The sequence below is a fragment of the Aminobacter sp. UC22_36 genome (genome assembly GCF_044056035.1).
GTDB lineage: Bacteria > Pseudomonadota > Alphaproteobacteria > Rhizobiales > Rhizobiaceae > Aminobacter.
Window position 1 is genome coordinate 1,823,788 of the sequence record NZ_CP171996.1, and the last position, 17,381, is coordinate 1,841,168.

General features: G+C 63.7%; 19 protein-coding genes and 1 pseudogene. 5 read left to right on the plus strand and 15 right to left on the minus strand.

The window, feature by feature from the left end:
• Window positions 1-92: 92 nt before the first annotated feature.
• Together ACHMW7_RS12070 and ACHMW7_RS12075 are read right to left on the minus strand one after the other, a co-directional pair.
• Entirely contained in the window at window positions 93-1,181 is a 1,089-nt protein-coding gene (locus ACHMW7_RS12070; protein ID WP_395450467.1) for a hypothetical protein, read from the minus strand.
• A 105-nt stretch (window positions 1,182-1,286) separates the two neighbouring features.
• Window positions 1,287-1,901 (minus strand): thymidine kinase, encoded by a 615-nt coding sequence (locus ACHMW7_RS12075; protein WP_395450468.1) that lies wholly within the window; start codon window positions 1,899-1,901, stop codon window positions 1,287-1,289.
• Between the two features lie 214 nt (window positions 1,902-2,115).
• Between ACHMW7_RS12075 and choX the strand changes: the two are divergent.
• The 3 genes and pseudogenes from choX to choV all read left to right on the plus strand — a co-directional run bounded on the left by choX (window position 2,116) and on the right by choV (window position 5,197).
• Window positions 2,116-3,049 (plus strand): annotated as a pseudogene (gene choX / locus ACHMW7_RS12080) (choline ABC transporter substrate-binding protein).
• A gap of 115 nt (window positions 3,050-3,164) precedes the next feature.
• On the plus strand, window positions 3,165-4,019 hold the full coding sequence (gene choW / locus ACHMW7_RS12085) for a choline ABC transporter permease subunit (protein ID WP_395450469.1): 855 nt from the start codon (window positions 3,165-3,167) through the stop codon (window positions 4,017-4,019).
• A complete protein-coding gene (choV, locus tag ACHMW7_RS12090; protein ID WP_395450470.1) occupies window positions 4,016-5,197 on the plus strand; it encodes a choline ABC transporter ATP-binding protein in 1,182 nt (393 codons plus the stop codon). Before choW ends, choV begins: the two co-directional genes overlap by 4 nt.
• Window positions 5,198-5,400: 203 nt before the next feature.
• Here the strand turns inward: choV and ACHMW7_RS12095 are convergent, their stop codons facing one another.
• The 4 genes from ACHMW7_RS12095 to ACHMW7_RS12110 form a co-directional block, all read right to left on the minus strand.
• Entirely contained in the window at window positions 5,401-5,907 is a 507-nt protein-coding gene (locus tag ACHMW7_RS12095) for a hypothetical protein (protein ID WP_395450471.1), read from the minus strand.
• Window positions 5,904-6,257, minus strand: a complete 354-nt coding sequence (locus tag ACHMW7_RS12100; protein WP_395450472.1) for a hypothetical protein — start codon at window positions 6,255-6,257, stop codon at window positions 5,904-5,906. Before ACHMW7_RS12100 ends, ACHMW7_RS12095 begins: the two co-directional genes overlap by 4 nt.
• 231 nt (window positions 6,258-6,488) lie before the next feature.
• Window positions 6,489-7,442 carry a helix-turn-helix transcriptional regulator gene (locus ACHMW7_RS12105; protein WP_395450473.1) on the minus strand — a complete coding sequence of 318 codons (954 nt, stop codon included), beginning with the start codon at window positions 7,440-7,442 and terminating at the stop codon, window positions 6,489-6,491.
• Window positions 7,443-7,604: 162 nt separating this feature from the next.
• Entirely contained in the window at window positions 7,605-7,958 is a 354-nt protein-coding gene (locus ACHMW7_RS12110) for a DUF1428 domain-containing protein (protein WP_395450474.1), read from the minus strand.
• Window positions 7,959-8,148: 190 nt separating this feature from the next.
• Here ACHMW7_RS12110 and clpS point away from each other — a divergent pair, with 190 nt between their 5' ends.
• Window positions 8,149-8,454 (plus strand): ATP-dependent Clp protease adapter ClpS, encoded by a 306-nt coding sequence (gene clpS, locus ACHMW7_RS12115; RefSeq protein WP_395450475.1) that lies wholly within the window; start codon window positions 8,149-8,151, stop codon window positions 8,452-8,454.
• A gap of 96 nt (window positions 8,455-8,550) precedes the next feature.
• On the opposite strand, the gene ACHMW7_RS12120 is transcribed toward clpS, so the two are convergent.
• The 5 genes from ACHMW7_RS12120 to ACHMW7_RS12140 form a co-directional block, all read right to left on the minus strand.
• A complete protein-coding gene (locus tag ACHMW7_RS12120; RefSeq protein ID WP_395450476.1) occupies window positions 8,551-8,778 on the minus strand; it encodes a hypothetical protein in 228 nt (75 codons plus the stop codon).
• 29 nt (window positions 8,779-8,807) lie between these two features.
• The gene (locus ACHMW7_RS12125) at window positions 8,808-8,948 is read right to left on the minus strand and encodes a hypothetical protein (protein WP_214389915.1); all 141 of its coding nucleotides are present in this window, start codon (window positions 8,946-8,948) and stop codon (window positions 8,808-8,810) included.
• A 30-nt stretch (window positions 8,949-8,978) separates the two neighbouring features.
• A complete protein-coding gene (locus tag ACHMW7_RS12130) occupies window positions 8,979-9,233 on the minus strand; it encodes a hypothetical protein (RefSeq protein WP_395450477.1) in 255 nt (84 codons plus the stop codon).
• A complete protein-coding gene (locus ACHMW7_RS12135) occupies window positions 9,230-9,496 on the minus strand; it encodes a hypothetical protein (RefSeq protein ID WP_395450478.1) in 267 nt (88 codons plus the stop codon). Before ACHMW7_RS12135 ends, ACHMW7_RS12130 begins: the two co-directional genes overlap by 4 nt.
• A gap of 229 nt (window positions 9,497-9,725) precedes the next feature.
• Window positions 9,726-9,932 (minus strand): cold-shock protein, encoded by a 207-nt coding sequence (locus ACHMW7_RS12140; protein ID WP_067959320.1) that lies wholly within the window; start codon window positions 9,930-9,932, stop codon window positions 9,726-9,728.
• A 299-nt stretch (window positions 9,933-10,231) separates the two neighbouring features.
• Here ACHMW7_RS12140 and ACHMW7_RS12145 point away from each other — a divergent pair, with 299 nt between their 5' ends.
• Window positions 10,232-10,447 carry a hypothetical protein gene (locus tag ACHMW7_RS12145; RefSeq protein WP_395450479.1) on the plus strand — a complete coding sequence of 72 codons (216 nt, stop codon included), beginning with the start codon at window positions 10,232-10,234 and terminating at the stop codon, window positions 10,445-10,447.
• 16 nt (window positions 10,448-10,463) lie between these two features.
• On the opposite strand, the gene ACHMW7_RS12150 is transcribed toward ACHMW7_RS12145, so the two are convergent.
• The 4 genes from ACHMW7_RS12150 to ACHMW7_RS12165 are packed head-to-tail and all read right to left on the minus strand — an operon-like array spanning window position 10,464 to window position 17,287.
• Window positions 10,464-12,545: a hypothetical protein gene (locus ACHMW7_RS12150; protein ID WP_395450480.1), complete on the minus strand. Its 2,082-nt coding sequence runs from the start codon at window positions 12,543-12,545 to the stop codon at window positions 10,464-10,466.
• 1 nt (window position 12,546) lies between these two features.
• Window positions 12,547-15,372 (minus strand): DUF4159 domain-containing protein, encoded by a 2,826-nt coding sequence (locus tag ACHMW7_RS12155; RefSeq protein WP_395450481.1) that lies wholly within the window; start codon window positions 15,370-15,372, stop codon window positions 12,547-12,549.
• Complete coding sequence (locus ACHMW7_RS12160) at window positions 15,369-16,283, minus strand: DUF58 domain-containing protein (protein ID WP_395450482.1); 915 nt, start codon at window positions 16,281-16,283, stop codon at window positions 15,369-15,371. Before ACHMW7_RS12160 ends, ACHMW7_RS12155 begins: the two co-directional genes overlap by 4 nt.
• Entirely contained in the window at window positions 16,283-17,287 is a 1,005-nt protein-coding gene (locus ACHMW7_RS12165; RefSeq protein ID WP_184766805.1) for a MoxR family ATPase, read from the minus strand. The genes ACHMW7_RS12160 and ACHMW7_RS12165 overlap by 1 nt, the downstream gene beginning before the upstream one ends.
• Window positions 17,288-17,381 lie beyond the last annotated feature (94 nt).

The window sequence follows — 17,381 nt, forward strand, 5'->3', positions numbered from 1 at the left end:
GCCACTGCCTGATCTCCCCCCTTGTGGGGGAGATGGCCGGCAGGCCAGAGGCGGGCGCGACAGGGCGCAACACTTGCAATCAGCTGGTCAGGTTACGACTGCACGTAATCCGAAGCGTTGTGCTTCTTCAGCACGTCGTCGAAGCGGCGGGCGAAGGCGTCGTCGGCCAGCTTCTTGCGGCGCTGGATGTCGGCGGTCGCCACCATGTTTTTCTCGTGCAGTTCGAGCAGGTCGCCGATGTGCTTCTGCGCGGCAGCACCAATGCCGGCCATGGTCTCTTCGGCGGTGTTGTCGACCTTCGAGCCCAGCGTGTTGATCTTGTGGGCAACGTCCTGCTGGGCCGCAGTCTTCAGCGAGTCTTCCAGCGCCTTGTAGAGCACGATGCGCTGCTCGGTATCGATGGTCAGCTTGTTGATCAGCGTGTTCTGCGCCGCAATCTGGTTGTTGAGCGAATCGACGAAGGTCTGGAACATCGAGGTGTAGCGTTCGAGTGTCTGGCTCTCGGCCAGAATCTCCTGCTCCTTGGCCTGCTTCTCATTGTATTCGGTAGCCAGCTTGGAACGCTCGGATTCGAGTTCCGTGCGTTCCTTCTGGCTGGTCGACGCCGCGATCCTGTTTTCGATGTCGAGCAGCAGCGGGTTCAGTTCCTCGATGCGCTTCTGGGTCGCTTCGAGGTTGGCCATCGTTGTCTTGCGGCGCTCGATGACCTGGGAAAGGCTGGTCTCGGAGGTCTTGTAGCGCTCGTCGAGCACCTGCTTCTGTGCCTTCAAGATGCCGACGATGGTGTCGGACTTGACCAGCAGTTCCTGCAAATTGCCGGCCAGCGACATGTTGCGGACGCGGTCGGTGCGCATGCGCTGCTTGCTGGAAGCCGAGAAGATGCCGACGAAGGTTTCCCATCCGGTGAAGCTCTTCATGCTCTCGAACTCGGAGCCGAAGACGTTGGTGGCGTCCTCGAGCCCGATGATCAGGTCGGCGATGTTGCCTTCCATCACCTTCTGCTGCTTCAGCACATCCTGGATGCGCGCGTTTTCGATATCGAAGTCGGAGGCGCCGATCTTGGTGTCGGTGGTGGCGATCTTGTCGAGCACGGTGCCCGATTGTTCGATCTTGCTCCGCATGTCTTCCACGACCTGCTTGGTCTTGGCGATTTCGGCATCGAAATTCTGCAGCGTTGCCATACGTTCCTCCGGTGTCGAATGCGGGACAGTGGCGCCGAATATATGTGGCGCATCTTGCGATTGAAAGACGCAAGCGCTTGGCGAAAAGATTTAAGGCGAAGCTACTTAGCTGCGTGTGGCAAATCCGATGAAGTCGTTGGGCTGGGCGCGGCCCATCTCTTCTTCCCAGTGGCGCCGGCACAACGAGACGTAGACGTCCTTGCCGATCGCCACCTGTTCGCCCTGGCGGGCGACCTTGCCGTCGGCGCCGAGCCGCACGACCATGGTCGCCTTGCGGCCGCAGCTGCAGATGGTGCGCACCTCGCGCAGGTCATCGGCGATGGCGAGCAGCGCGCGCGAACCTGAGAACAGGTTGCCCTGGAAGTCGGTGCGCAGGCCGTAGCACATCACGGGTATGCCAAGCCGGTCGGCGACGCGCGCCAGCTGCCAGGCCTGCTCTTCTTCCAGGAACTGCGCCTCGTCGACGAAAACGCAGTGAACGTTTGTGTGCCGGTAATGCTCGGCGATGCGGGCAAACAGGTCGTCGCCGCTGCGGAACATCTCGGCCTCGGCTTCGAGCCCGATGCGCGAGGAGATGTAGCCCTTGTCGCCCTTGGCGTAATGGCCAGCGATGAACAGCATCGTCGCCATGCCGCGCTCGCGATAGTTGTACGATGCCTGCAACAGCATGGTCGTCTTGCCGGCATTCATCGTGGCGTAATGGAAGTAGAGCTTGGCCATGGTCTCCTTTAAGCCCAAGCCGCCCATGGCGGGGAGGGGGGAGCGTCGCCATCCACCGCAAAAAACCTCCGCCATGTCGCTGATGGATCATCCGGCGGCGTCGGTCGTTGCGTCATGTCACTTGAATCCAAAGGAAAATGGTGTTTGGCTCGCGACAAAGACGTACAACAACAATACCGCGTTGCCGTCAAAAATACGAATGGGAGAAATCTATATGTCGCGCATGAAAACACTCGCCGTCGCAATCGGCGTGTCGACGTTTCTTTCGACCGCTGCTGCCTTCGCGGCGGAAGCGGAAAGCTGCAAGGTTGTACGGCTCTCCGACGTCGGCTGGACCGACATCCAGGCGACCACCGGCGTTGCCTCCGTTCTCTTGACGGCACTCGGCTACGAACCGCAGGTCATCCAGCTCTCGGTTCCGGTCACCTATGCGTCGCTGAAGAACAAGGATCTCGACGTCTTCCTCGGCAACTGGATGCCGTCGATGACCAACGACATCAAGGACTACACCGCCGACGGCTCGGTCGAGACCATTGGCGAAAACCTGTCCGGCGCCGGTTACGGCATCGTCGTGCCGTCCTATGTCGCGGAAGCCGGCGTCAAGACGCTGACCGATCTCGGCAAGTTCAAGGACAAGTTCGCCGGCAAGATCTACGGCATCGAAGCCGGCAATGACGGCAATCGCATCATCCTCGACATGATCAAGAACCCGGCCGACAATCTCGAAGGCTTCGAACTTGTCGAATCTTCCGAGGCGGGCATGTTGACCCAGGCCGAGCAGGCGATGAAGGCCAATGAATGGATCGCCTTCCTTGGCTGGACGCCGCACCCTGTCATGGGGGCGATGAAGATCACCTATCTCGATGGCATGGGCGACTTCGGGCTTTGGTGCCGCCACCGTTAGCACCAATGTGCGCAAAGGCTACGTCGCCGAATGCCCGAATGTCGGCAAGTTCCTCGGCAATCTGAAATTCAATCTGGAGATGGAAGGCACCATGATGGATGCCATCCTCAAGGGTGGCAACGCCAACGACGTTGCCAAGGACTGGCTCAAGGCCAACCCGGACGCAGCAACGCCCTGGCTCGCCGGCGTGACCACCTTCGACGGTGGCGACGCTGCCGCAGCCGTCAAGGCGGCTTTGCAGTAAGCCGCTTCGGCGGATGAAATAAGGGCGGCCGGAAGCGTCTTTCGGCTGCCCTTTGTGTTTGGCCATGCGATAACAAGCTCGGAACGAGCGAGGGCTTTCGGCGAGAGGGGACGACATGGATCCGATTTCGAAATTTCTTGCAGCCTACAAGATTCCCATCGGCGCCTGGGGCAAGGCGTTCTTCACCTTCCTCACCGACAACTTCAACACTGTCTTCCGCGGCTTTTCCAACGGCCTCAACTTCCTGCTCAACGGGCTGGTCGACGGGCTGTTGTTCCTGCCGCCGGTCGTCGCGGTCGCGCTGATCGCGGCTCTTGCCTGGTACCTGCAGCGCTCGCGCGCACTGGCCATCGGCGTCGCGCTCGGTCTCCTGTTCATCATCAACCAGGGCCTGTGGAAGCAGACGGTCGAAACGCTGGTGCTTGTCGTTGCCGCTGCTGCTGCCTCGATGGCGATCGGCGTGCCGCTCGGCATTTGGGCCGCGCACAAACCCAAGGTCTACCGCTTCATGCTGCCGGTGCTCGACCTGATGCAGACGCTGCCGACCTTCGTCTACCTGATCCCGGTGCTCACGCTGTTTGGCCTCGGCAATGCGCCCGGCCTCATCGTCACCATCATCTTCGTCATCCCGACCGCCGTGCGCCTGACCCATCTCGGCGTCGTCTCGGTACCGACTGCGATCATCGAGGCCGGCCAGGCCTTTGGCGCCACCAAGCGCCAGTTGCTGTGGAAGGTCGAACTGCCGGCGGCCTTGCCTACCATCATGGCGGGGCTGACCCAGTGCATCATGCTGTCGCTGTCGATGGTCGTCTTCGCCGCCCTGATCGGCGCTGGCGGCCTTGGCACCGAAATCAACCGTGCGCTCGGTTCGCGCAAGATCGACCTCGGACTTGAAGCGGGCCTTGCCATTGTCGTGCTGGCCATCGTGCTCGACCGCATGACGCGTATCGGCGTGGGAGGCAAGAAATGAACGTTGCCGTTGATTTCAAGAACGTCGACATCGTCTTCGGTGCCGACACCAGCGGCTCGCTCGCTATGCTTGACAAGGGCGCAACCCGCGCCGAGATCCTCGAAAAGACCGGCAATGTGCTGGGCTGCGCGGGTGCCAATCTCACCGTCAACGAGGGTGAGATCTCCGTCCTCATGGGCCTGTCCGGATCGGGCAAGTCGACGCTGTTGCGGGCCGTCAATCGCCTCAACATCGTTTCGCGCGGCCAGGTCATGGTCAAGGACGGCGACAAGATGGTCGACGTCGTCTCGTGTGACGAGGCGACCTTGCGGCGCTTGCGCCAGCATCAGGTCGCGATGGTGTTCCAGCAGTTCGGATTGCTGCCCTGGCGCACTGTCGAGGAAAATGTCGGCCTTGGCCTCGAACTCGCCGGCATGCCGGACGTCGAGCGCAAGCAGAAGGTGGGCAAGCAGCTTGACCTCGTCAACCTGACGCCCTGGGCCAAGAAATACGCCCATGAACTGTCTGGCGGCATGCAGCAGCGGGTCGGCCTGGCGCGCGCCTTCGCCACCGAAGCGCCGATCCTTTTGATGGACGAACCGTTCTCCGCACTTGATCCGCTGATCCGCACCAAGCTGCAGGACGAACTGCTGCAGCTGCAGAAGACGCTGAAGAAGACCATCATCTTTGTCAGCCACGATCTCGAAGAAGCGCTCAAGATCGGCAACACCATCACCATCATGGAGGGCGGGCGTATCGTCCAGTCCGGCCCACCTGAAGACATCGTGCTGCGTCCGGCCAATGACTATGTCCGCGACTTCATCGCCAATGTGAACCCGCTGTCGGTGCTGACGGCATGGAACGTCATGCGCGACCGCCGCGATCTCGAAGATGCCGGTGAGGGCTGGGTCTGGCTCGATCGGCGCAAGACGACACGCTTCAAGATCGACGAGCACGGCCTTGTCGCCGCCGCCGAGCGCAGCGGTCAGCCGGCCGTCTGGGTGTCGGTCGACGAGATCGAGAAGTCGAACGACGAGGCCTCGCACGTCTTCTGGGCCAAGCCCGGAACCTCGCTCAAGCTGGTGATGCTCGCCATGCATCGTTCGCAGACATCGCCAGTGGCGCTGTTCGACGACCAGTCGCGTTTCGTCGGCGCCATCGGCATCCGCGACGTGCTGAGTGCGGTACTCAGGCGGTAGCGTTTGTTCTCCCGTATACGGGGAGGTGAGATGAATTCCGCGTAGCGGACGAAAAGCCAACTGCTTGGCTTTTCGATCGTCGAACGCCGGCAGGCAGATGGGGCGGAGCCAGCCTCACAGATGAACGCGCTGCCCCTTATCCGGCCCTTCGGGCCACCTTCTCCCCGTGAACGGGGAGAAGGAACCACGCCATCGACGCCGCCTCACTCGTTCCCATCACCCAGCAATTCGTTCAGCCTGGTCGCATAAGGCTGAACGGCGTCGACATAGCGCTCGCCTTCGGCGCGCATTGCCCGCGTCTCGGCGATCTTGGTCGCGACGAAGCTGCGCATCTCTGCCTTCTGCTCGGCATTCAGGTCACTGGTTTCAACCTTTTCCGTCAGGCCCGAGAACGTCGCTTCGAAGCGTTCGGCGGCGATTGTCGCGAGATAGCCCCGAAAGGTGGCGCCCAGCGCCTCCTTCCAGCTTTCCCTGTCGAAGCCGGCCTTGGCGATGCGGCCTTCAAGTCCGGCATCGTCGTCGAACCACTGGTCGGCTTCTTCGTCGTCATAGGCGAGGCGACCGAGCTCCGGTTCCAGTTCGCCGAGCAGCTGTACCACCTTGCCAACCTCGTCCACGGTCAATGCCCGAGCCGGCAGCACCAATGCGCCGAGCGCCAGGCTGGCCGCCAGCAGGCCACCGGCAAGGTGGCGGTTGAGAAAGAAGCTCATCCGATGCACTCCGTATCGAGTGCCTTGTCGGCGTCGGTCTGCGCTTTTGCCTGCATCAGCGAGCCGCCGACCGACGCCGCCTGCGCCGCAATCGCGCCGCCGCGGCCAAAACCGCCGAAGCCGCCGACCATCGACAGCGCGCCGCCGAGCATGGCGGCATTGGTCTGCGCCTGGGTCGCCTTGCGCATCGCTTCCTCGCAACGCTGTGCCGTTGTCAGTTTCTTGCCCTTGGGTGCTGCCTGGGCCGCTGCCTTGGGCGCACCGGCTGTTTTCATCGTGCTGGTTGTCGACGTCGTCTGGCTGCAGGCGGCGAGCACGCCGCACAGGATCAATGCAATCGCTCTTTTCATGGATCTCTCGATTTCGCTGGAGATGGCGCGAACTCCGTGGAGACGGCCCATGCGCGGACCGCCGACTCTGCCCAGTCGACGGTCCGGCGATGGCCGGCCACACATGCGTTCGAAGAGCGCCCCCGCCCGTCGGATGCGTCGGTCCGCCACGACGCTGCTTTACGACAGCCAAAACCCCGCAGTCTTGGCGCGGAGCGAACAGATACGGACTGGAGCGAACTGAGTCTTGGGCTACTGACAGCGGCGAAGCGCTGCCGCCTTGATCTCGGACGGCGTTGCGCCGAAGCGCTGGCGGAAGACGCGGTTGAAATGCGACAGGTCGTTGAAGCCGGCATCGAAGGCGATTGCCGACACCGTTGCCGCTTTCGCCATGTCGAGCGACTTGCGGGCGAGATCGAGCCGCGCGTCGCGCAGGAATTCGGAGAAGGTCAGCCCTTCCTGCTCGAACAGGCGCTGGATGTAGCGTGGCGTGATGCCCTGGCGCCGGGCGATGGCAGCCACGCTCAGTTCCGGGTCGGTCAGTTGGCGCAAGATCTCGGCCTTGACCAGTTCGAGCCGCGCCGCGCCCAGGCTCGGCCGTACCTGCTCAGCCGCGTCGGCGCTGCCGCCCTGAATTACCAGGGCGGCAAGATCGTAGAGGTGGCTGGTGGCCAAGCTGCGCCCGACCTCGCCGTCGGGGGCCGCCGCCCGCAGCAGGTCGGTATAGCCCGACAGCAGGCTCGCGCCCGTCGCGCTCGCCGGTATGTGGTGGAGCGCGTGCATCCGCACGCGCGGCGCAAGGGCAGCCAGCCGCGCCTCTTCGAGCGACACCACCTTGAGCAGCGTCGCGGGCAGGGCAAAGGCCATGGCGGAGCCCTCGTTGACGAGGGTAATGTCGCCGGCCTTGATGACGAGCGGGCTCTTGCCTTCCATGGCCACCTCGTAGTCGGAGGTGTGGATGGTCATCAGGTAATCCTGCCGGCCGTCGGCCGCCAAAAGGTCCCTGGGGCGTTCGCCTAATACCGCCGAGTAGCAGGCGGTGCCGACCGTTGTGCGACCGTCGAGAAAATAGGCGGATAGGTCGAAGACGAAGCTGTCGGCGTCTTCAGGCCGGAAGCGCAGGCCGGCGACATGGCGGGCGACGAAATCGTGCAGGTAAGCTAGGCGGTCGCGCGGTGATACGTCGTAGGTCGACAGGCGCTGCATCGAACGATTCCGTCTCAAAATGCACCCGCCGGCTACCTATGCGGGAAGTGGGTTGCATGTTCAGCCTATGCGGGTTGTTGCATCCTTATTCACGGAACGGTTGTCGTGGTCAAGCCGGCGGTTGCCGGTAGCTGCCGGCAACCGCCATTGCTGCAGTCGTGATCAGCTTTCAATGAACGGCCTGAAGCCGCCATAGATCATGCGCTTGCCGTCGAACGGCCATTCCGCCGGATCGCCATTCAACCGCGGGTCGGCCATTACTTTCTTCATGATCTCGTCGCGTTCCTCGCGCGAGCGGTAGACGACCCAGGAAAAGATGACGACTTCGTCGTCCTTGGCCTGCACGGCGCGCGGAAACGACGTGACTTCGCCATAAGGCACGTCGTCGGCGATGCACTCGACATAGGCGATTGCGCCGTGATCCTTCCACACTTCGCTTCCGGTTCGCGCCATGTCCTTGTAGGCCTCGATTTTGCTTTTCGGCACGGCAAGCAGGAAACCATCAACGTAAGACATGCTCGTTCTCCTCGTGTTGTGACGATGCAAGGACGATTGGCCAGCGCCCGATCCGACAATGTTTTCGTATTTTTTCGCGACCGGGCAGCTCCTTGCACAATGGGCGGCAGGGGAACTGGTTCCGAACATCGTTGCGGAGCATTCCGATCGACCCCATACTGCCCAGACGTGAGCATGAGGCGCGATTGCCATGCCCGAAACCACCGCGGTTCCACGCACCAAACTCCGCCCCAAGACCGAGCGGCCGAAGCTGCACAAGGTCATTCTCGTCAATGATGATTTCACGCCGCGCGACTTCGTCGTCGCGGTGCTCAAGGGCGAGTTCCACATGTCGGAGGATCAGGCCTACAGGGTGATGATCACCGCCCACCGGCGCGGTGTCTGTGTGGTCGCGGTGTTCACCCGGGATGTCGCCGAGACCAAGGCCAGCCGCGCCACCGAGGCCGGAAAGGCCAAGGGCTATCCGTTGCAGTTCACGACGGAACCGGAAGAGTGAGGAGCGGTCCGCTTGGCGGACGAAAAGCCACCGGCTTTTAGAGCGACTAACGCCCGGAGCCAAAGCGGAGGGCAGGCTGCAGTCAGGCTTGCGCCCCTACGGTGTTGCCTCTGTGCCCGAGGCCGGGCCGGCATAAAGTTCACGTCCCGCCCTGTCGCAGACGCGGACCTGGTCCGGTATCTGCGGCATGGCGAGCGTGTGGAAAAGCGATCCGGCGACCTCGACGGCCGCCCCGAGATCCAGCGCTTCGAGCGAAACACGGTCGAGCGTGGCGTGGGCGCCGTCTTCTTCGCGCAGGCGATAGAATTCGATGACGAAGTTCACATCCGCCTCCAGCCGCCTTCGCGGGTAGCTTAGCCTTTCGGCTTGCCCTTGTAGGAAGTAGTCTCGGCCTGCTTGACCTGCGAGCCGAAGGCGGCTGTGGCTTTCACCTCGACCTTCTCCTTCTTGGGCTTCCTGGTTTCGCGGTTGCTGCGTTGCTGGCCCTTGGCCATGGTCGTGTCCTTCCTGTTGCGAAGCGGGGCCTATTCGGCTGCCGTTTCGACCCCCTCGAGATTGTCTTCCGTGGTGACCCGTTCGTGGCTCTCGCGATCACTGCGGATGCGGTATTGCGGCGAGCCGTCCTTGGCCGGTAGCGTCGCCTTGACGTGGAAGGTTTCCACGTCTTTCACGGCCATGCCGATCCGGCTTTTGATCCGCACCATCTGGCCGATGGCGAAGCGATGCGACGGCTTTTCGGTGCGTGGGGCCGTGGCTGGTCCTTTTGTGAACCTGATCATGCAAGCTGTTCCTGGTCCTGCCGCAGCGCGGCTTCGAGTTCGGCGTAGTCGATGGCGAGAACCTGGCTGGTCAGCAGGTTGGACGAACGTGCCGGCAGATGGATGTAGGTGGCGACGCGGCGATAGGCGATCCACGATATGCCGTCGATCATTTCTTCGTCCTGGTCGATGTCGTAGTCGCCCGCAGGCTGGACCTCTTCAATCCCACGCAAGGCAAACGGCCTGTCGAAATGGACAGTTGAGTGCTTGGTGCGCCCGGTCATGACAAGACCTCCACGACAGCGCCGCATCCACCTGGATGCGTTGTAGACGACGCTGCACCTTCAATTTGTGCATGTCCCGAGGAGCGGTTGCGATTTCCGGGGGGCATGCGCTTATGGACAAAAAGCGGAGCATTGCCCCGCTTTCCTCACTTCAGTCGTGCTCGAAACAGACCGGGTCGACGCTGCCAGTACATCCGTGGTCAGCGTCCGACGATCCGATCAAATGAAATCAGAGCAGCTGAAGATTGGTGGCCGACTCGCGGCCCTTGTTGTCGCGTTCGAGTTCGAAATTCAGCTTCTGGCCTTCGGCGAGGCCGGAGAAGCCTGCACGCTCAAGCGCGCTGACGTGGACGAATACGTCCTTGCCGCCGCCGGCCTGCTCGATGAAGCCAAAACCCTTCTGGCCGTTGTAGAACTTTACGGTTCCAGTGTTCATGTGAGTGTCTTTCGAATGAGAAAAGTCGTCGCGCGGGCAAGTATTGCCGCACATCTACAGATCGACGATTTGGAATGAGTTTGACGGGTCGAGAACCTCTGACGCCGCGATAGCCAAGCTTGGCCCAAAAAACGATACGTTGCTTATAGCCGTTAATTGCGGTTTATGTAAGGTGTTTTTTCAAGCGCCGGTTTTATTTGCGAATTTATTTCGAACCGTGTCCGTATAGCCTCGGTGGTGGATTGGTGATACGGTTTCAGCACTAGCAGACATTGGCAGTTGCTTTCCCGGAGGACCGTTTGGTCCTGCGCGGCGGACTGCATTTTCCATGCGAGGACAAAGCCATGATTTTCACGAGACGGCCAACGCCACCCGTTGCCAAATCGCCTGTGCAAACCATCAAGCCGGTCAAGCTGACCGCGCGCAAGGACGAGACCGCACGCTTGCGGCTTGCCGATAGTGACGGGACGCGACGTCGCGTGCTGCAAATGATGGAAGATAACCGTCTGCGTTGACGGGCGGCGAGGGGCTCTAGCGCCCCTCGCGATACCACATCGCGCCAAGGGCCAGCAGCAACAGGCCAAGCCCGAGGAAGCCGCCGAACAGCGGTACGCGCGACACCGATTTCAACACACTGTCGTCCGTCGTGCGGAAGCCGAGCCAGTCGCGGCCCGAGGCCTGGGCGCTGCCGCGTACCGGCACGACGCTTGGCAGCGAGATGTCGCCTGACAGGGCCGATACACCAGTCGCGGCAAGGCGACGGACGTCGCCGCCGGTTGCTTCCGCTGCTGGGCGCAGCACGTTTTCGGTCGACACCACATCTGCGAACTCCGGCGCGTTGACCGGCCCGACATGGGCAAGGGCGGTCAAATCGCCATTGCCGACTTGGTAAAGGCCTATTTCGCTTGTTTCGACGCTGCCGGTGAAGATGCCGGGCTCGCTCTTGTTGAGCTGTACGTCCAGTGTCTTGCCTGATGGCGTGATGATGCGGGCCGGGCCGGCTTCGTCACGCATTGTCTGGCGGCGGATGTCGAGCACCATGCCGCGACCTTCGGCGGTCAGCCGTTCTTCCTCGAGCTCTGGCTCCTTCATCAGCCAATGCGCGATGCGGCGATAGAGCGACACATGCGGGCCGCCGCCTTCGAAGCCGCGTGCCCACAGCCAGCCTTGGTCAGACAGGAACATGCCGACGCGGCCTTCGCCCTTGCGGTCGAGCAAAAGCAGCGGCCGGTCGTCGGCACCCTTCATCACCACTTCGCCTTCCGGCTGTTCGATACCGATCTGGCGGAACCAGCGGCTCCAGCGCGGTGGCTCCTGGCCTGAGCCTTCGAGGCCACGCGTCACCGGATGGCGCTGGCCGAGTTCGGTCAGGCGCGGGTAGAATGCCTTTTCGATGACGTCGCCATTGGGCATGGCGGGCAGTGCGGAGATCAGCGGGGTGTTGGCGATCGACTGCTCGCCGGCATATTCCGGCCCGGCTGCGATCAGCAGCGCGCCGCCCTTTTCGACATATTCGGCGATGTAGTCGTAATAGAGGATCGGCAGCACGTCGCGGTGCTGGTAGCGGTCGAAGATGATCAGGTCGAAGTCGTTGATACGCTCGACAAACAGCTCGCGCGTCGGAAACGCGATCAGCGAAAGCTCGTTGATCGGCGTGCCATCCTGCTTTTCCGGCGGTCGTAGAATGGTGAAATGCACCAGGTCGACCGAGGCGTCCGACTTGAGCAGGTTGCGCCAAGTGCGCTCGCCGGCATGCGGTTCGCCCGACACCAGCAGCACGCGCAGGTTTTCGCGGATGCCATCGACAAGCGCGATGGCGCGGTTGTTGGTGTCGGTCAGTTCGCCCGGAACGCGGTCGATCGACAGCTCGACGATGTTGCGCCCGGCACTCGGAATGGTGATCTGCAGCGGCATTTCCTGGCCGACAAAGGCGCGCTGCACCGAAACCTGGTTGCCGTTGATCGATACGCGCACATCGACAGAACCGGCCTCGCCACCAGTGTCGATCACCCGGTAGGTCATGTCGAGCGGCTTGCCGACGATGCCGAAGCGCGGCGCGCTTTCGAAGCGGATGCGGCGGTCGCGTTCACCTTCTTCGCCGGTGATCAGGGCGTGCAGCGGGCCGTTGATCGCCGGCGCGCCGGGCACGTCATGGACCTGACCGTCGGTGACCATCACGGCACCGCCGATGCGCGAGGGCGGCACGTCGCGGAATGCACTTTCAAGTGCCGCAAAAAGCCGCGTCTCGGTGCGGTCGTCGGCGGCATCGGCACGGCCGGCCTCGACGACACGCACTTCGAATTGCCTGAAGCGCGCCAGCCGCTCCTTCAGGCCCTCAACTGCAGCATCCGTCTGGGCCGTCCGTTCGCCGATGTCCTGGCTCTGGCTGCGGTCGACGATTATGGCGACGACGCTCGTCAGCGGCTCGCGTTCCTCGTCGAGGATGACGGGGTTGGTCAGCGCCAGCCCGAGCGCGCCAAGCGCCACCAGCCGGAGCCACGCGCCACGCTGGCGAAACCAGACACCGATGAATGCGAGTAAAGCCAGCGGCACCAGCAAAGCGGCCAGCACCGGCCACGACAGCAAAGGTTCGAAGGCGATGGACCAGTTCATGCTATTGCCCCAGCCGTTCGAGCAGCACGGGCACGTGCACCTGGTCGGATTTGTAGTTGCCGGTCAGCATGTACATCATGATGTTGACGCCAGCGCGCAGTGCGTAGACCCGCTGCATCGGGTCGGAAGGCACTGTCGGCAGCATCGGGTCGCCATTCTCGTCGATCGCCCAGGCGCCGGCGAAATCGTTGGCGGTAATCATGATCGGGGTCACGCCGTCGCCCGTGCGCACCGGCCGGCCCTCGGCGTTCGATGCTTCCAGCGATGCCTCGACCCATAGTGGGCTGCCGTTGAAGCGCCCCGGAAACTCCGGAAGGATGAAGAACGCCTTGGTCAGCACGTGGTCGGCGGGCACCGGCTCCAGCGGCGGTACGTTGAGATTGGCCAGGATGTCGCGCAGCCGCTCGGTGGCGGGGCTCGCCGAATCCGCGCCGATGCCATTGGCGAACTGGTCGCGGGTGTCGAACAGCACCGTGCCACCCTGCTTCATATAGGCGTCGACGCGGGCAATCGCCGCCTCGCTCGGCATCGCGGCTGCCGGATCGATCGGCCAGTAGATCAGCGGGTAGAAAGCGAGTTCGTCCTTGGCGATGTCGACACCGGCCGGCTCGCCCGGTTCGAGCGCTGTCTTTTCGACCAGGAACTTGGTCAGCCCGGTAATACCGGCGCGGCTGATCGCGTCGACCGAGGCTTCACCAGTCAGCACATAGGCAACCCGGGTGCGCGAGATCGCTTCTACCGCCTCGAGATCGCCGGGCTTGGTGTCGTCGGCGCGCGCCAGCTCGGGCTGTGCAAGCAAGGCACCGAGGCAAAGCAGGACCGCCGCTGTGGTGCCTGTCATGCGGGCAGCTCTGCCGCCGCGACGCGAGAACATGCCGCCCATCCACAGCACGGCGAGTGTGTCGAGCGCCATCAATGCCAGTGCTGCTGCCACGAGCGGGCCTTTCAGATCGCGCGATTCATCGAAAGCGTAGCGTATTTCGGTAACCGGCGCAGAAACCTGCGGCCGCACAAGCGGCGTAAGCGCGCTGTCGGTGTTCAGCAGGTTGTGGGCGAGCACGCCCTCCTCGCTGCCATAGAGGCCGGGTGGGTTTTCGAGCGTGACGGGCAGGGCGCCGGCACTGGCGAGCAGTGGCCGGGCATCCGGCGACGGCGGCACGATGCGTCCGTCCGCCGATATCATTCGGAAGGGTGCCAGCGATGCCGGCTTGCCTTCGGCGCCGGCCGCCGCCGTGCCCTGGTTGCGCGACAGCTGCACGATGCGGCGCAGCATCTCGACGAAGCTGCCCGAGATTGGCAGGTTCGACCATGTTGCCTGCGGTGCGATGTGGAACAACACCAGCGTGCCCTTGCCGCGCCGTGCGCCAGTCACCAATGGCGTGCCGTCGGCGAGATTGGCCCAGGTGCTGGCTGCAAGATCGGGCGTTGGCTCGGCCAGCACCTGGCGGCTCACGGTAACCTCGTTCGGCGGAGACAGGTCGGCGAATGGACCGGTGCTGGGAAAATCGCTGACCGGCTGTGGCGCCGTCCACGACAGCGCACCGCCAAGCGAGCGCTCGCCGAGCCTTAGCCGCACCGGCAGAAGCTCCTCGTCATTGCCGGCGGCGGCCAGCCGCGAACCGGCAAAACGGACAAGCGTGCCGCCGTCGTTCAGCCATTTCACCAGCTTTTCGCGTGCCTGCGGCGGAATGGTACCGACATCGGCGAGCACGATCATCGCCGGCTTCTGGTCAAGCAGCTCCGGGATTGCCTCGGCAAGGTCCGAACTCGCCGGTTCGCTCAGGTCGGCGAAGGGCTCGAGCGCGCGACGGATGTAATAGAGCGGCGCCAGAAGCGGCTGCGAGTCGTCGGCATCAGATTGCGACAGCAGGCCGACGCGGCGGCGCTTGGAGCTGTCGTCGAGCACCCGTACAGCGCCTGCCTGGCCCTGGCCGTCGAGCGCGATCGAGGCAAAATCGTTGCGCAGTTCGAAAGGCACGGTCATCGTGCCGGTCGCCACTGTCTCGCCCGGCGCGAAGGTCAGCGTGGCGTCGGCGATGCGGCGGCCCTTGTCGTCGAAGGCGCCCGCGGTCACGGCACCGGGGGCAGGATCGCCCGGCGCGCGGATCGCTGTCAGCGCAAAGCCGTCCATCTCGTTTTCGGCGGCTGTCAGGCCCTTGCCGTCGAGCCGCTCGGGCGAAGCCCACAGCACATTGGCCGGGTTTTGTCCCAGCAGCGTTGAAAACGCCTGCTCGTCGCCGGCGCCCGCCAATCCGTCGTCGAGAACGGCTATGCTCGTGCCGGGCAGCGTTGCCAAAACTGTGGCGACGCGGGCGTAGACGGGTCCCCTGTCAGTCGGCACCGGGCGCGGTTCGGCGGCACGCAGCCGGTCGAGTGCGGCTTGCGCATCGAACGGACCGATCTCGGCATTCGGCTTCTCGGCGGTGAATGCCAGCACCACCGGCTGTCCGGCTGCACCGGCGTCGGCGATCAGCCGTTCGGCGGTGGCAACGCGCCGCTTCCAGTCCGGCGCACTCGCCCAGCCATTGTCGACGACGAGCGCAAGGGCTGCGCCGCCGGTCGGCAGCTTCTCGCGCGGATTGAAGATCGGTTCGGCCAGCGCCAGCACCACCAGTGCCGCCATCGCTAGCCTGAGCAGCGTCAGCCACCACGGGCTTTGATGCGGCGTTTCTTCCTTCTTGAACACCCGCGCCAGGATCTTCAGCGGCGGAAAAATCTCGGCCTGCGGCTTGGGCGGGGTCAGCCTGAGCAGCCACCAGATGACCGGCAGCGCCAAAAGGCCCCACAGCACAACAGGAAATCCGAACGAAAGCGGCAGCCAGTTCATCGGCGCCCTCCCGGTCCGTGGCCTTCGGCGGTCAAGGCCATGTGCACATGCACCAGCGCGTCCGAGGCAAGGCGGTCGGTGTGGTTGACCGTGTAGCTCCAGCCCAGCCGCTTGCACCAGGCGGCCAGTTCCTCGCGCCGCGCGGCATAGAGGTTGCGATAGGCGTCCGACAATTGTTCGGCGCGGCCGGCGGTCAGCTTTTCGCCGGTTTCAGGGTCGGTGAACTCGGTGCGGCCGGCATAGGGAAAACTTTCCTCGGCAGGGTCAGCGACCTCGATCAGATGGGCGCGCGCGCCATGGCGGGCGAGCGTATCGAGCCAGGCCATCGTGTCTTCGATCGGGTCGAGGAAGTCGCCGATGATGACGATGTCGGAGAAGCGGCGGATGGCGGAAAGATCCGGTTTCGCCGGCAGGGAAACAGCTTGCGCCAGATGCGAGGCCAGGCGCTCGGCGCCGTTGCGGGCGCTGAACGGATCGGTCAGTCCCGGCCAGGCGATGCGCTCGCCGCTGCGCGACAGAAGTTCCGCCAGCGCGAATGTCAGCACCAGCGCGCGCGATTCCTTCGACACGGACGCCGTCTTCGACTTGTAGAGCATCGACGGCGACAGGTCGGCCCACAGCCAGACGGTGTGCGCCGCTTCCCATTCGCGGTCGCGGACGTAAGTGTGGTCGTCGCGGGCCGAGCGGCGCCAGTCGATGCGCGCCATCGCCTCGCCCTGCACATAGGGCCTGAACTGCCAGAAATTCTCGCCGATGCCGCGCTTCTTGCGGCCATGCCAGCCGGCAATCACCGTGCTGACGATGCGGCGGGCCTCGACCAGCAGGTCAGGCACCAGCGACGCACGCAACCTGCCGCGGGCAAGCGCATCGCTGGTCGCAACCGGTGCCGATGCCTCGCCGATGCGCGCCATCAGATGTCCTTGACCAGCCGCGCCACCACGTCGCGGACCGTCATGCCTTCGGCGCGGGCGGCGAAGGTCAGCGCCATGCGATGCTGCAGCACCGGTTCTGCCAGCGCGCGGATGTCGTCGATCGACGGCGCAAGCCGCCCGTCATAGAGCGCGCGTGCCCTGGCGCAGAGCGTCAGCGCCTGGCTGGCGCGCGGGCCGGGGCCCCATGAGACGTGCTTGTCGGTCTCGGCATTGCCTTGGCCAGGCCGCGCCGAGCGCACCAGCTTGAGGATCGCCTCGACAACGGTTTCGGGCACCGGCATGCGCCGGATCAGGTGCTGGATGTCCTTCAGCCGTTCCGGATCGAGCACGTTCTGCGCCTTGGCATCCTCGATGCCGGTGGTTTCCAGCAGGATGCGCCGCTCGGCCTCGAGCTCGGGATAGAGGATGTCGACCTGCATCAGGAAGCGGTCGAGCTGGGCTTCCGGCAGCGGATAGGTGCCTTCCTGCTCGAGCGGGTTCTGGGTTGCCAGCACATGGAAAGGGGCGGGCAGGTCGTGGCGTTCGCCGGCGACGGTGACGTGATACTCCTGCATCGCCTGCAGAAGCGCCGACTGGGTGCGCGGGCTTGCGCGGTTGATCTCGTCGGCCATCAGCAATTGCGCGAAGATCGGTCCCGAGATGAAGCGGAAGGAGCGCTTGCCTTGGTCGTCCTGCTCCATCACCTCGGAGCCGAGGATGTCTGACGGCATCAGGTCGGGAGTGAACTGGATGCGGCGCGAGTCGAGGCCGAGCACGATGCCCAGCGTCTCGACCAGCTTGGTCTTGGCAAGTCCAGGCACGCCGACGAGCAGCGCATGGCCGCCGGCCAAAAGTGCCACCAGCGTGCGCTCGACGACGCTTTCCTGGCCGAAGATGACGCGGCCGACGCCGGCGCGGATCTTGGCGATGTCGGCAAGCGCACGCTCGGCTGCGGCGATCATCTCGCTCTCGCTCATCGCCGTTTCCTTGATCATCACGCTCATACGGGCCGGGTCCTTCTTCTGGCGCCTGTGCCTTTGAGATCGTAACCGATTCTCTTGCCACCGATGCGCAAACTCAAAATGCTACAGCGGGCTT

What these genes read in the sequence shown, in the direction of transcription:
- ACHMW7_RS12070 (WP_395450467.1), bottom strand. Translation starts at nt 1,181, where the DNA reads ATGGCAACGCTGCAGAATTTCGATGCCGAAATCGCCAAGACCAAGCAG.
- ACHMW7_RS12075 (WP_395450468.1), bottom strand. Translation starts at nt 1,901, where the DNA reads ATGGCCAAGCTCTACTTCCATTACGCCACGATGAATGCCGGCAAGACG.
- choW (WP_395450469.1), top strand. Translation starts at nt 3,165, where the DNA reads ATGGATCCGATTTCGAAATTTCTTGCAGCCTACAAGATTCCCATCGGC.
- choV (WP_395450470.1), top strand. Translation starts at nt 4,016, where the DNA reads ATGAACGTTGCCGTTGATTTCAAGAACGTCGACATCGTCTTCGGTGCC.
- ACHMW7_RS12095 (WP_395450471.1), bottom strand. Translation starts at nt 5,907, where the DNA reads ATGAGCTTCTTTCTCAACCGCCACCTTGCCGGTGGCCTGCTGGCGGCC.
- ACHMW7_RS12100 (WP_395450472.1), bottom strand. Translation starts at nt 6,257, where the DNA reads ATGAAAAGAGCGATTGCATTGATCCTGTGCGGCGTGCTCGCCGCCTGC.
- ACHMW7_RS12105 (WP_395450473.1), bottom strand. Translation starts at nt 7,442, where the DNA reads ATGCAGCGCCTGTCGACCTACGACGTATCACCGCGCGACCGCCTAGCT.
- ACHMW7_RS12110 (WP_395450474.1), bottom strand. Translation starts at nt 7,958, where the DNA reads ATGTCTTACGTTGATGGTTTCCTGCTTGCCGTGCCGAAAAGCAAAATC.
- clpS (WP_395450475.1), top strand. Translation starts at nt 8,149, where the DNA reads ATGCCCGAAACCACCGCGGTTCCACGCACCAAACTCCGCCCCAAGACC.
- ACHMW7_RS12125 (WP_214389915.1), bottom strand. Translation starts at nt 8,948, where the DNA reads ATGGCCAAGGGCCAGCAACGCAGCAACCGCGAAACCAGGAAGCCCAAG.
- ACHMW7_RS12130 (WP_395450477.1), bottom strand. Translation starts at nt 9,233, where the DNA reads ATGATCAGGTTCACAAAAGGACCAGCCACGGCCCCACGCACCGAAAAG.
- ACHMW7_RS12135 (WP_395450478.1), bottom strand. Translation starts at nt 9,496, where the DNA reads ATGACCGGGCGCACCAAGCACTCAACTGTCCATTTCGACAGGCCGTTT.
- ACHMW7_RS12140 (WP_067959320.1), bottom strand. Translation starts at nt 9,932, where the DNA reads ATGAACACTGGAACCGTAAAGTTCTACAACGGCCAGAAGGGTTTTGGC.
- ACHMW7_RS12150 (WP_395450480.1), bottom strand. Translation starts at nt 12,545, where the DNA reads ATGAACTGGTCCATCGCCTTCGAACCTTTGCTGTCGTGGCCGGTGCTG.
- ACHMW7_RS12155 (WP_395450481.1), bottom strand. Translation starts at nt 15,372, where the DNA reads ATGAACTGGCTGCCGCTTTCGTTCGGATTTCCTGTTGTGCTGTGGGGC.
- ACHMW7_RS12160 (WP_395450482.1), bottom strand. Translation starts at nt 16,283, where the DNA reads ATGGCGCGCATCGGCGAGGCATCGGCACCGGTTGCGACCAGCGATGCG.
- ACHMW7_RS12165 (WP_184766805.1), bottom strand. Translation starts at nt 17,287, where the DNA reads ATGAGCGTGATGATCAAGGAAACGGCGATGAGCGAGAGCGAGATGATC.